Below are 12,561 nucleotides of genomic sequence, written 5' to 3' on the forward strand. Positions count from 1 at the left end.
CCGGATCGGGGTGGCGGGCCCGTGACCTCAGTCGCTGAACGCGGTCAGGAAGCGGTCGCGGAACGCGTCCATCGGCCAGACCGGCGCGTCCGGGGCCGGCTTCAGGCCGTCGGTCCACCCCCAGGACGTGATCTTGTCGAGCACGGCCGGGTCCTTCGCGACCAGCGTGATCGGCACGTCGCGGGTGGCGTTCTCGCCGGTGATGATCGGCGCGGGCTGGTGATCGCCCAGGAAGACCAGCACCGTGTTCTCGTCGCCGTAGGTGGAGATCCACGACGTCAGCGCCTCGATGGAGTACTCGATCGACTGGCGGTAGTGGGCGCGCACCTTGTCCGAGTTGCTCCACAGCTCGCGCGTGGACTCGCCCGCCTGCGCCATCGGCGTGAAGATCGAGCCGTCGCCGACCTGGTCCCAGTCGACCATCTGCGGCAGCCGCGTCCACGGCGTGTGGCTGGACAGCGTGTCGATCTCCGCCATCACCGGGCCCGCCTGCCGGGCCGCGCCCAGCTCCCGGGTCTGCAGCGTGGAGTAGGAGAACTGGTCCGGGACCACGACCCAGGTGAAGTGCTCACCCTCGTACCCGATGGTCTCGGAGTTGTAGACCTGGTCGAAGCCGTAGAAGTCCTGCTCCGGCCAGGCGTAGGTCAGCGCCGGCATCACGCCCACGGTGCGCCAGTCCGCCCGCCGGAACGAGCCGGTCAGCGTGGTGTGCTCCGTGCTGACCAGGTTCCGGTACCGCTCCTGGTTGTTGATCCACAGCCCGGACTGGAACGTGGAGTGCGCCAGCCAGCTGCCCCCGCCCGCGGTCGGCGACGTCAGCCAGCCGCTGCGCGCCGCGAACCCCTGCGCGGACAGCCGCTCGTTGCCGGCCTCCAGCGCGGACGTCACCGCGGCCGTGTAGTCGTAGCCCTCGACCGCGGTCCGGCCGTAGCTCTCGATGAACGTGAAGAACACGTCCTTGCCGCGCAGCCCGGTCAGCAGCTGCTCCGGTGGCACGTCCCGGAACGCGTCGTTCGCCGCCAGCTTCGCGAATTCGCGCGAGTCCGCCAGACCGGCCGCGACCTGCTCGACCTTGTCCACCGCCATGCGTCCGGTGCTCACGGCCGCGACCGGCCCGCCCGGGTTCGCCCGCAGCCCCGTGCCCGCGATCAACACCCAGATCACGGTCAGGACCGCCACGGTACGCACCGAGGCCTTGTCGTGCCGCACCACGAACCCGGAGAGCCGGATCATCGCGCCGGCCATCGCGGCCAGCACCAGCACCGCCAGCAGCACGATCCCGACGATCGCGGCCACCGCGCCCACGGTCCCGGTGTTGCCCTGCACGAAGTTGTAGGCATCCTTGAAGAACGGCCAGTCGAGCACCAGGTCGAACGGCCGGGACAGCGTCGTGTAGAACCCCATGTCGACGATCTTGATGATCAGCATGACCGCCAGCCCCACGCCGAACAGCCCCGCCAGATAGATCCGCGGCCGCCGCGGGAACAACCGCAGCACCGCCACCGCGAGCAGCGCCTCCAGCGGCAGCCGCAGGAACGCGGCCGGCCCGAGGCTGGTCATCTGATTCGGCGACAGCAGCGCCCCGAGCACCAGCGCCGCGCAGGCCAGCGTCAGCAGCCACCCGCCGGTCGTCCGCAGCCGCCGGCGTACCGTGATGCCGCTTTTCTCCGCCTTTTTCGGCTCATCACCCTGTTCTGCCGAAGCCGCGACAGGTTCCTCCGCGGTCGAGGCGGCGACCGCGATCGGCCCGGCCGCCTCCGCGCTCTCCGCCGCCCCCGTGGCCTCAGCGGCCTCGGTAGCGTCAGCAGCCTCCGTCACCTCGGCCGGCTCCGTCACCTCGGCCGGCTCCGTGGCCTCCGCGGTCTTCGTGGCCTCGGCCGTCCCCGTGGCTCCGGTGGTCTCCGTCACCTCGGCCGCCGGGGTCGCTTCGACGGGCGGCGCCTCCGCGGGTGCGTCCAGAGCTGGTGTTCGGCGGAAGCGCGTGATCAGCGACAACGGTCAGTTCCTTCGCAGCGGGACCCCTTCGGGCCGTCGGACCTACCCGGTCCTAGGTACGGCTCAAGCGGCCCGCCGCGTTCAACGCGAGAACAACTTTGTGCGCGTGCGCTACGCGACCGCCGCCGCAAACGTCGCAAAAAGGTCACCCGAGAGCGGTGTGTCGAGCCTCCAGGTGATGGCCATCGGCCGCTCTCCCTCGTGCGATACGTAGGTGGCGGGACCGAGGAACCAGAACGCCCGATCGTTCTGCTGCCGTCGCGCAAACAGTAGAATCGAACGACCGATCTGGGCATGAGTCCGGTAGCGCCTGCCGGTCGGACTGTCCTCGGGAGTGCCGGATTGACTCTCCCAGTGGATGAGGGATGGGCTGATCGCGTAGTCCCGGTACCGCGTGGTGGGCGAGAACTCTCCGCTGGTCTTGTCCAGCGTGAAGGCGAGGAGATCGGCACCGGCGGCCTTCGCCTCGTACACGCCCTCACGCCACGGCGGTGTCTTCGCGTGTGCGCCCTCGCCCATCGCCGCCAGGATCTCGATCCGGGTGTACTGGCTGTGCACCTGGAGCGGCACGTGCGGAAGCGCGGCGTGCTGCATGTGGTCCGGCGCGTCCGTGATCACGGCGAACAGTTCCTGCAACTCGGTACGCACCTGGGGGTGCAGCCACACCAGGTCGATCGCCGATTGGAGCGACTCCTGCTTGGTGATGACCTGGTCGGTCAAGCTTGCCGTGAGCATGCGCGCCAACCTTCGTGCGGTGGATCCCAGCCCTTCCACGCTTGGGGCAGTGTCGTTGGCCAGGAGCTCTCGGTAGCCATCAATGCGCTGCCGGTCGTCAATGTGCAGCAGCCGCCCGATACTGCGACGAATCTTAGGCTCCTCGGGGCCGGCCGGGGCGACCTGCAGTCCCGCTTCTTCTCGCAGGGTCGACCAACTGCTGTTGCCGCTGTAGATGTCGGCGACGTCGAGGCCGGTCGCCTGCAGGTAATCCGCCAGCGTGATGGATCGCTGCTGCTGAGAAAGGTCCCTGAGCTCGCGAATCTTCGAGCGCTTGTCGGACGGCACCGCACTCTTCAGGTTCTGCAGGATGACCTCGCGTGCCACTCGATCAAGCTCCATGTGGCACCCGGCCGGCAGGAACGGGAACCCCTGTTCGACCGCCTGCTCCACGTCCCGTCGCGTGCCACCAAGTAGCGCGCGATAGCGCTGGTCGAAGCGGAACTCGCGGCGGTGCTGACCGACAAAGTCGAGAACCGTGCAGAGCGACTTTCCGAGCGCTAACCGCAGGCCTCGGCCCAACTGCTGGATGAACAGTGTGGCGCTCTCGGTGGGGCGGAGCATGAGCACCGTGTCCACCACCGGCACGTCAACACCCTCATTAAAGAGGTCAACGGAGAAGACGACCTGGATTCGTCCTGCCGCAAGGTCGCGTAGCGATGCCTGCCGGTCCGCGTGCGAGGTCTGGTCCCACACCGCGACCGCATTCAGCCCAAACGCCTGGAATTGGGCGGCCATGAAACGGGCGTGCGCGACGCTGACGCAGAAGCCAAGGCAGCGGATGCTGTTGACGTCGTCGACGTGTGCGCGCAGTTGGTCGTAGACGAACCGCGCCCACGCCTCGTTGCCCAGGTAGACGTCGGCGAGCGCTTCGATGTCGTAACCCCGACCTCGCTGCCAGGGAATCTCAGTCAGATCGATGCCGTCGTGGATGCCGTAGTAGGCAAACGGCGATAGGCGGTGCTGCTCGATCGCATCCCACAGTCGCATTTCTGCCGCGATGCGGCCGCCGAACCAGCGGAGCACATCGAGTCGGTCGGCCCGTTCCGGAGTGGCGGTCAGACCCAGGAGCTCGCGCGGCGTGAGGTCGTCCATGATGACGGCGTAGGACGGGGCGGCCGCATGGTGAAATTCATCGACAATGATGACGTCGAAATGCGTCGGGTCGAGCCTGTTCAGGTCGGTGGCGGCGAGGCTCTGCACCGACGCAAAAACATGGTCGAACACGGTCGGACGCTGGCCACCGACCCACAGCTCGCCAAAGGCGTGGTCGGCCAGCACCTGTCGGAATGTCAGCCGGCTCTGCCGCAGAATCTCCTCGCGGTGCGCCACGAAGAGCAGCCGCGCCCGAGGAAGCGTCGTCCGGAGCCGGGCGTAGTCCATGGCCGCCATCACGGTTTTGCCGGTTCCCGTTGCGGACACGAGCAGATTGCGGTGTTGCCCCTGCGCGCGGGAGAGCTCGATGAGCTCCAGGAGACGTTCCTGGAACGGCTCGAGGCGCACGTAGAGCGGGCTGATCACCTCAGTGTCCGAGTCCTCGGGGCGTTGGGTGCGCGCCACCGCGTGCCGGAATGTCTCCCGGTCGTAGCCGACGAAGTCGACGCTCTGCCAGTAGCTTTCAAATACCGCGCCGATTTTGTCGACGACGTCCTGATTGCGCGCCGCGGAGACACGCACGTTCCATTCCATCCCGGCGATCTGCGCGGAGTGGGTCAGGTTGGACGAGCCCACGTAGGCGGTGCTGAACGACGTCTGCCGGTGAAAGAGCCAGGACTTGGCATGCAAGCGCGTGGTTGAGACGTCATACGACACCCGCACCTCGGCACCCAGCTCGATGAGCAGCTCGATCGCCTGCTCCTCGGTCGAGCCCGTGTACGTCGTAGTCAATACACGGAGCCGCTTACCCTGCGCGCAGTGTTGGCGCAACGCGGGCAGGAGTGGCCGGACGCCGCTCTTGCGGATGAACGCCATGACGAGGTCGATCGAGTCCGCGGACTCGATCTCGGTGAGAATCTGGCTGCCCACCCGTGGCTCGCCCGGGGCGTTCGTCAGCAGGGTGGTGTCGAGGAGCGGGATGAGCGGTCGCTCCGCGAAGCGCACCGTGCTGTCGGGGCGCCAGGTGCCCACGGCGCTCAGAACCTCGCCCGGCGCCAGCGGCCGTTCCACCTCCACTTTGTCGGACGCCACGGCCTCCAATGCGTCGAGCACGGCGTTGGCGATCCGCACGGCGGCGGCGACACGCTCGTCTTTTCCTACCGTATCGATGGCGCGCTCGACCTGCTGTGCGACGAGACGACTGATGCGGTCGGCGACCTCCGCGACGCGGAGGTTCTCGCGCCGGATGAGCTTGTCGTCCATCTCGGATAGACGCGCCGCAACCGCACTGGTCAGAACGGTTTCGTAGACGCCGGAGTGAAGTTCAGCTACCACCCGTGCAGTGTCCCGCAGCTGATCGTGAAGGGGCGGCAGAAGCGAGGTGTGTCGTGGATCTAGCGATCGCCCCGGAGATTCTGGTGGTGGTCATCTGGGGGCAAGGTTGTGGATTTAGCGTGGGCGGCTATGAGCACCGTCGATCGGCGCAGCTTTCTGACCATGTTGGGTGCGCCTGCGATCGGCGCCGCGGTGCCGGCGGGGCTGGAGCGGGCGGTGCGTATCGCGCCCGACAGCCGGACCGGGAGTATTCGCGACGTCGAGCACGTGATCTTCCTGATGCAGGAGAATCGGTCGTTCGACCACTATTACGGCGCGATGCGCGGGGTGCGCGGGTTCGCGGATCCGCATCCGGCGCGGCTGCGCAACGGCGACCCGGTGTGGCGGCAGCCATTTGGCAGCTCAGCGCGGCAGCCACTTGGCAGCTCAGCGCGGCAGCCATTTGGCAGCTCAGCGCGGCAGCCGCACGAGGGCGGGGTGCTGCTGCCGTTCCGGCCGGAGGTGCCGGATGTGGGGCGCATGTTCCTGCCGGATCCGCCGCACGGCTGGAACGACGGGCATGCGGCGTTCGGCGACGGGCGCTTCGACGCGTGGGTGCCGCAGAAGGGCGTCACCACGATGACGCATCACGTGCGCGGCGACCTGCCGTACCAGTACGCGCTGGCGGACGCGTTCACGGTGCTGGACAACTACCACTGCTCGCTGCTCGGGCCGACCGACCCGAACCGGTACCACATGTGGTCCGGCTGGGTCGGCAACGACGGGCAGGGCGGCGGGCCGGTCGTGACGAACGCGGAGCTGGGCTACGACTGGACGACCTACCCGGAGCGGCTCACCGACGCGGGCGTGTCGTGGCGGATCTATCAGGACACGGGCAACGGGCTGGACGCGGCCGGCTCGTGGGGCTGGACCCAGGATCCGTACATCGGCAACTACGGCGACAACTCGCTGCTGTACTTCAACAGGTACCGCAACGCCGCCCCGGGCTCAGACCTCTTCCAGAAGTCCCGCACCGGTACGTCGATCGTGGACGAGGGACGCGACCCGGAGAAGCTGCTCACCGACTTCGCCGCGGACGTGGCCGCCGGACGGCTGCCGCAGGTCTCCTGGATCGTGGCGCCGGAGGCGTACACCGAGCATCCGAACTGGGAACCCGGCTACGGCGCCTGGTACGTCTCGCAGGTGATCGACATCCTCGCCGCGCACCCGGAGGTGTGGAGCAGGATGGCGCTGTTCATCACGTACGACGAGGAGGGCGGCTTCTTCGACCACCTCGTGCCGCCCACGCCGCCGCGCACCCCGGCCCACGGCGCCTCCACCGTGCCGATCACGAACGAGATCTTCCCCGGCGGCAACGGGCTGGTCCCCGGCCCCTACGGGCTCGGCATGCGGGTCCCGATGGTGATCGTGTCGCCGTGGACGCGGGGCGGCTGGGTCAACTCGCAGGTGGCGGACCACACGTCGCTGATCCGGTTCCTGGAGCGGCGGTTCGGCGTGCGTGAGCCGCAGATCACGCCCTGGCGGCGGGCCGTGACCAGCGACCTGACCGGCGCGTTCGACTTCCGCACGCCGAACGAGGCCGCGCACGTGGAGCTGCCGGACACCGACTCCTACCGGCCCGCGGACCTCACCCGGCACCCGGACGAGGTGCCGGTTCCGCCCGCCGATCCGCGGCTGCCGGCGCAGGAGCGGGGCGTGCGTCCGGCACGCGCGCTGCCGTACCGGCTGCATGCCGATCTCCGGGGTTCTGATCTTCGCCTGCGCAGCGACGGCGGGGCCGCGGCGGTCTTCGGACTGCGCTCGCCCGACCACGACCCGCGCACGTTCACGGTCGGTGACGGTTCCGAGATCACCGAGTCGCTGGCCGGGTACGCCTCGGCGGAGGTGCACGGGCCGAACGGCTTCTACCGGCGGTTCGCGTTCGGCGCGCGCACGCCGGTGGACGTGCGGGCCCGCTACGACGAGCACCGGCTCGAGGTGATCCTGGAGATCACCAACCGGTCCGCGCGGCGGGCCGAGGTGCGGGTCGCGGACCGGTACCGGAGCCGGGCGCGCACGCTGACGCTGAAGCCGCGTGAGATCCGTGCGGAGCGGTGGGCGCTGTCGCGCACGCGGGGCTGGTACGACCTGACCGTCACGGCCGCGGATACCGAGCTGCGGTACGCCGGGCACCTGGAGAACGGCAAGCCCAGCATCAGCGACCCGGGCATGGGCGGACTCATCTGACCGAACGGTGGAGCGGCGGATTCCACCGCCGCTCCCCACCCGGTGGCCGATGCGCGGGAAGGTGGCGAATCGGCAGGCTCATGGGCATGACAGATTCCACTCTGAGCCGCCGCCACCTGCTCGCGGCGGCAGGCGTTTCCGCAGCCGGCGCCACGGTTCTCGTCGGCACGCCGGCCGCTGCGACCGCCCGCACCCCGGCCGTGGCCAGCAGCGTCCCGGTCTCGGCCGGCGGTACCCCGGCAGCCGACGTGGACGCGCGCCCAGCCGCCGCACGTCCCGCCGCCACCATCACGCCCGGTGACCGCCGCTACGACAGTCTGCTCCGTGGCAACAACTGGCGCTTCGCCGGACGCCCGGACGAGATCCGTGTCGCCGCCTCCACCACCGACGTGGTCCGCGCGGTCGCCGACGCGGTCCGCACCGGCCGCCGCATCGCCCCGCGCAGCGGCGGGCACTGCTTCGAGAACTTCACCGCGGACCCCGCCGTCCGTCTGCTGCTCGACCTGTCCCCGATGAACGCGGTCGGCTGGGACCCGGCCCGGCGCGCCCACTACGTCGAGCCCGGCGCCACGCTCGGCGAGGTCTACCGCGCGCTCTTCACGGGCTGGGGCGTCACCGTCCCCGGCGGCAGCTGTCCCGAGGTCGGTGCCGGCGGCCACTTCGCCGGCGGCGGTTACGGCCCGCTGTCCCGCCGGTTCGGCTCCGTCGCCGACTACGTCCACGCGGTCGAGGTCGTGGTCCCGGACCGCAACGGCGCCCGCGCGGTGATCGCCACCCGCGAGCCGGACGACCCGCACCGCGACCTGTGGTGGGCGCATACCGGCGCGGGCGGCGGCCAGTTCGGCGTCGTCACCCGGTACTGGCTGCGGGACCTGCCGCCGGCGCCGTCCACCATGCTCCAGCACGTGGTCATCTGGTCCTGGGCCGGCCTGACCGAGGCCGCGCTGACCACGCTGATCCGCAATTTCGGCACCTGGCACGAGCGGCACAGCGCGCCGGGCACGCCGGAGTGCGGCGTCTACGGCATCCTGGAGGCCTCGCACCGGACCACCGGCACGGTCATGCTGGTCGCGCAGGCGGACGCGGACCTGCCCGGCGCGGGCGCGCTGATCGACGGGTTCATCGCGGCGGTCGCCGAGGGCACCGGCCTGACGCCGGTGCTGGACCTGCGGACCCCGATGCCGTGGCTGCACCGGATGACCTGGCCGGGCAGCGGCATGCCGGGCGACGTGCTGACCCGCCGCTACAAGATCAAGGCGGCGTACCTGCGGCGCGGCTTCACGGAGGCGCGGCGCGGCGCGATCTGGCGGCACCTGACCAGCGCCTACGGCGCCAACATGACCATCATCGGGTACGGCGGGCAGGCCAACGCGGTCGCGCCGGACGCCACCGCGATCGCGCAGCGGTCCGCCGTGATGAAGACGACGATCGCCGCCACCTGGTTCGGCGAGGCCGACGACGCCGCGCACCTGGAGCTGGTGCGCGCGTTCTACCGCGACGTGTTCGGCGACGTGCCCGCGGACGGCTCCTACATCAACTACCCGGACACGGACCTGCCGCGGGAGGCGTACTACGGCAGTAACTATCCACGGCTGCGGCGCGTGAAGTCGCGCTGGGACCCACGTAACGTGTTCCGTCACGCGCTCTCCGTCGAGCCACTGTAGATTGCGCGGCATGAGGTGGTGGCCGTTCGCGCTGCTGGCGGTGCTCGCCGTCGCCGGTGCCGCGGAACCCGTCACGCAGGCGCTGTGCGCGGTGACCGCGGTGTGGATGCTGCAGCCGTGGTGGCGGCGCGGCGGGTTCGTGGCCGGGCTGATCCTGCTCACCGGCGCGCTCGTGGTGCAGACGCCGTGGTTCGGGCTGTTCACGCCGGTGGCGTACGTGCGGACGTTCCAGCTGCTGCGCTGGCCGTGGCAGCCGGTCGGCGTCGGCGCGGTCGCGGTGGTGGCCGGGGTGGCGCAGGCGTCCGGCGTGGACACCTCGACGGCCGAGGGTGTGATCGCCTACGCGGCGGTGCTGGCGGCCAATGTCGTACCCCTGTGCGGGTTTGCCTGGTTCCTGCGGCAGGACGAACGGCACCAGGCCGAGCGTGAGCAGGCGCTGGCCGAGGCGCGCGAGGCGAACCGGCGGCTGGCCGCGTCGCTGGCCGAGAACGCGGCGCTGCACGACCAGCTGGTGAACCAGGCGCGGGACGCGGGCATCCGCGACGAACGGCAGCGCATGGCCCGGGAGATCCACGACACGCTGGCCCAGGGGCTGGCCGGCATCATCAGTCAGCTGCGCGCGGCCACGCACGCGGACGACGACCCGGAACGCCGGCGGCGGCACGTGGACGCCGCGGCGGCGCTGGCCGGGGAGAGCCTGACCGAGGCGCGGCGGTCCGTGCACGCGCTGCGGCCGGAGCCGTTGCGGACCGCGCAGCTGATCGAGGCGCTGACCGGGGTGGCGGCGCGGTGGTCGGCGCTGCACGGCATTCCGGTCCAGGTCAGCACGACCGGCACGCCGCGGCAGATCCGGCCGGAGGCGGAGGCCGCGCTGTTGCGGATCGCCCAGGAGGCGCTGGCGAACGTCGCGAGGCACGCGGCCGCAACCCGGGTCGGCGTGACACTGTCCTTCCTGGACACGGAGGCGGCGCTGGACGTGCGCGACGACGGGCGCGGGTTCGTGGTGCCGGCCGAGAACCGCCCCGCGGAGAACGGCAGCGGCTTCGGGCTGGTCGCGATGCGGCAGCGGATGGAGGAGCTGTCCGGCACACTGCGGGTCGAGTCGGAGCCGGGCGGCGGCACCGGCGTCTCGGCCCGTGTGGGAGTGAGCGCATGACCCCGATCCGGCTGCTGATCGTGGACGACCACCCGATCGTCCGCGACGGCCTGGTCAGCCTCTTCGACCGCGACCCGGACTTCACCGTGCTCGGCGAGGCCGGAGACGGTGCCGAGGCGATCCGCCAGGCCCGCGCGCTGCACCCGGACGTGATCCTGATGGACCTGCGCATGCCCGGCACCGACGGTCTGGCCGCGACCCGTGAGCTCGCCGCCGACTTCCGCGTGCTGGTCCTGACCACCTACGACACCGACCACCACGTGCTGCCCGCGATCGAGGCGGGCGCCGCCGGTTACCTGCTCAAGGACGCGCCCCGCGACGACCTGACCCGTGCGGTCCGCGCCGCCGCCCGTGGCGAGGCCGTGCTCGCGCCGTCCGTGGCCGCGCTGCTGATGAGCCGCGTGCGCAAGCCCCCGCCCGGCCCGCTCAGCGCCCGCGAACTCGAGGTGCTGCAGCTGGTCGCGGACGGTGCCACCAACCGCGAGGCCGCCGCGAAACTGTTCCTGACCGAGGCCACGGTCAAGTCGCACACGCTCAGCATCTACAGCAAGCTGGGCGTCAACGACCGCGCTTCCGCGGTCACCGAGGCCTTCCACCGTGGCCTGCTCACCCCGCGGCCGGGGCCGTCTGACCGGCGTTGAGCCCGGCCGTGTCCGCCGCCGCGCGCATCCCGATGAACGGGGACAGCACCGCGTACGTCAGGGCCGGCAGCTCGTCCGGCAACTCCGCCAGCCGCCCCGACACCGCGTAATCGAAGATCACGCCGTAGACGCCGGCCACCACCGCCTCCACCGCGACCGGCGGCGGCACCGGCTGCCCGGCCCGGTGCGGCGCCTCCGCGAAGAAGGCCAGGAACCCGTCCAGCAACGCCCGCCTGCGTGCCAGCGCACGTGGCCCGGCCGCGGTCACCTCCACCACGGCCAGCGCCGCGAAGGCCGGATTCGCCGACAGCACCCGCAGCAGCTCCTCCAGCCCGCGCCGCATGCGCACCGGCCACCGCCCCGGCTGCCCGTAGGCGGTCACCACCTGACGTTGCAGCAGCTCAAGCCCGGTGTCGAAGGCGGCGAGGAAACACGCCTCCTTGTCCGCGAAGTGCTGATAGAACGCCTTCGTGGACACGCCGGCCGCGGTGCACACCTCACCGAGCGCCGCGCCCGCATAACCGCGTGCCGCGACCGTGTGCGCCATCGCGTCCAGCAACCGGTCACGCTGGGTGCGCGCCACGAACTCCGGCGGCAGATCATGCCGCCCGCGCGGGAGCAGCCGGTCCGTCGCGGTCGCCGACCGCGCCCCCGGCATCTCACGCACATAGTCCGCGGTCATCCCCACAGCCTACGGCCCCGATTTCACGAACAAAGACCTTGAAAGACCTGGATTTCCCGCTTCCGGCGTGGTCCGGTTCCGCGCGCTCCCGCGGCCGGGGGATCCGTGGCCGGTCACCGAGAACCCCGCCGTGGACGAGGCCGCGGCCTGCCTCCCGTGCCCGTGCCGTGGAGGCGGCACGGGCACGGCAACGGTCAGGGGCCGACCGTGATGCGGGTGGCGGGCGCGGTGGTGTCGGCGACGGAGTAGCGGGCGGAGAAGATCGCGGAGGTGGACGCGGTCGGGCAGCCGAAGCCGCCGGTGACCGTGACCGGGACCGGGACGCCGGCGGAGAAGTCGAGCTGCGGCGCGGCCGTGGTGGTGCCGGGGACCCACGGCCCGGTGATCGAGGCCGGGCCGTCCGGCGCGACCGTGATCACGCAGGAGGCGAGACCGGAGATCGTGCTGATCACGCCGGCGCGGGGGATGGTGAGCGTGCCGGTGGAGCCGGACGCGTGGTACTGCAGGCCCACGGTCCAGTCGCCGTTGGTGCTGTTGGCGATCGTGCTCGCGGTGGTGAAGAAGATGCCGGTCGGGCACGCGCCGCCGTTGTCGGTGAACGTGGGCGGCGTGACCGCGCTGGTCACCGGCCCGTCCGCGCTGGCGTTGCCGGGCGCGGCCGGGACCGCGCCGCTGGTGCTGGACGCGGTGCAGGTGGACGTCACGGCACCGACCTGGAAGTCGGCCGTGGTCCCGGCGACGAGGCTCGCGGTGAACGCGTGCCCGGCCGGGGTGACGGTGGTGGCCGGTGCCGCGACACCGGCCGAGAACGGCGCGCTGGAGGAAGCGGCCTCGCCGGCGGAGAACGGAGCGGCGCCGGTCGAGAACGGAGCGCCGGCCGGCGGAAGGGCGGCCGGGGTCGCTGAAGCGGGTGAGGCAGGGACAGTGGCCGCGACCAGCGCGCCGAGCGTGGCGAGTCCGGCGATGAGGCGGGGGCTGAGCATCGTGATCTCC

Annotated in this window: 8 protein-coding genes; 4 read left to right on the forward strand and 4 right to left on the reverse strand. The window is 71.0% G+C overall.

Annotation, left to right across the window (positions count from 1 at the left end; translation table 11 throughout):
* Positions 1 to 27: 27 nt before the first annotated feature.
* Positions 28 to 1,995 (reverse strand): LTA synthase family protein, encoded by a 1,968-nt coding sequence (locus OP04_RS00300; protein ID WP_232323410.1) that lies wholly within the window; start codon positions 1,993 to 1,995, stop codon positions 28 to 30.
* Between the two features lie 111 nt (positions 1,996 to 2,106).
* Entirely contained in the window at positions 2,107 to 5,199 is a 3,093-nt protein-coding gene (locus OP04_RS00305) for a DUF3427 domain-containing protein (protein ID WP_033337405.1), read from the reverse strand.
* A 129-nt stretch (positions 5,200 to 5,328) separates the two neighbouring features.
* Between OP04_RS00305 and OP04_RS00310 the strand changes: the two genes are divergently transcribed.
* From OP04_RS00310 to OP04_RS00325, 4 genes are all read left to right on the forward strand, one after another.
* Entirely contained in the window at positions 5,329 to 7,425 is a 2,097-nt protein-coding gene (locus tag OP04_RS00310; protein ID WP_033337406.1) for a phosphocholine-specific phospholipase C, read from the forward strand.
* 86 nt (positions 7,426 to 7,511) lie between these two features.
* Positions 7,512 to 9,089 (forward strand): FAD-binding oxidoreductase, encoded by a 1,578-nt coding sequence (locus tag OP04_RS00315; RefSeq protein ID WP_063746520.1) that lies wholly within the window; start codon positions 7,512 to 7,514, stop codon positions 9,087 to 9,089.
* Between the two features lie 10 nt (positions 9,090 to 9,099).
* Entirely contained in the window at positions 9,100 to 10,245 is a 1,146-nt protein-coding gene (locus tag OP04_RS00320; protein ID WP_051796872.1) for a sensor histidine kinase, read from the forward strand.
* Entirely contained in the window at positions 10,242 to 10,886 is a 645-nt protein-coding gene (locus OP04_RS00325; RefSeq protein WP_033337408.1) for a response regulator, read from the forward strand. Before OP04_RS00320 ends, OP04_RS00325 begins: the two co-directional genes overlap by 4 nt.
* Here OP04_RS00325 and OP04_RS00330 read toward each other — a convergent pair.
* The gene (locus OP04_RS00330; protein WP_033337409.1) at positions 10,852 to 11,568 is read right to left on the reverse strand and encodes a TetR/AcrR family transcriptional regulator; all 717 of its coding nucleotides are present in this window, start codon (positions 11,566 to 11,568) and stop codon (positions 10,852 to 10,854) included. The two genes, OP04_RS00325 and OP04_RS00330, sit on opposite strands and share 35 nt — an antisense overlap.
* A gap of 194 nt (positions 11,569 to 11,762) precedes the next feature.
* Positions 11,763 to 12,551, reverse strand: a complete 789-nt coding sequence (locus tag OP04_RS00335; RefSeq protein WP_033337410.1) for a hypothetical protein — start codon at positions 12,549 to 12,551, stop codon at positions 11,763 to 11,765.
* Positions 12,552 to 12,561 lie beyond the last annotated feature (10 nt).

Source organism: Catenuloplanes japonicus (genome assembly GCF_000717135.1).
Classification (GTDB): domain Bacteria; phylum Actinomycetota; class Actinomycetes; order Mycobacteriales; family Micromonosporaceae; genus Catenuloplanes; species Catenuloplanes japonicus.